The 700-nt window shown below is 77.0% G+C and carries 1 pseudogene; it reads right to left on the bottom strand.

What is annotated here, in order from left to right:
• Positions 1–700: pseudogene (locus Q8814_RS26355) on the bottom strand (primosome assembly protein PriA); the annotation flags it as partial.

The following is a 700-nucleotide window of genomic DNA, read 5'->3' as shown; positions in this document are numbered from 1 at the left end:
GTCCGTCCGGCGCGGTGGCCTTGACGTCGGCACCACCCGAGGTCACCACCTGCACACCGGGAAACGCGCGGCCCAGCTCTTCGGCGGTGCGGCCGGCACCGACGACCACCGCCCGCAACGACACCGCACCGCAGGCGTGACACCGGTGCCGGGCGTCGGCGACACCGCACCAGCGACAAGCCGGGATCGCCGCCCCGTCCGGGCCTCCCGCCGACGGCAACGCGAGCGGGCCGTTACAGCGCCGGCACCGCGCCGGGGCACGGCACTTGCCACACGCCAGCGCGGGCACATAGCCGCGCCGCGGTACCTGGACCAGCACGGGCGCGCCCGCGCCGAGCGCCGAGCGGGCCGCCGCGAACGCGATGGCCGGGAGCCTCGCGGCCCGCGCCGCCGGGTCGCGGGCCCATGCCTGCTCGCTGTCCGCGAGCGCGGTGATCTTCGGAGCCCGCGCCCGCACCACGTCCCGCGACGCGGTGAGGTCGTGGGCCCATCCGGCATCGACGAGAGCCTGCGTTTCGGCCGTGCGCGCGTGCCCGGCGATCACCACCGCCGCACCGGCGGCGTGGGCGCGGAGCGCCGCCACCTCGCGGGTGTGCGGATAGGGCGAGCGTGGTTCGCAATGCAGGTCGTCGCCGTCGTCCCACACGACCAGCAGACCGATCTGCGGAGTGGGGGCGAACACGGCGGCGCGGGTGCCGAC

The sequence above is a fragment of the Rhodococcus chondri genome, assembly GCF_036327435.1.
GTDB classification, from domain to species: Bacteria; Actinomycetota; Actinomycetes; order Mycobacteriales; family Mycobacteriaceae; genus Rhodococcus; species Rhodococcus chondri.
The sequence above is the reverse complement of the archived record's forward strand: the minus strand, read 5'-3'. Positions and strand labels throughout refer to the sequence as shown.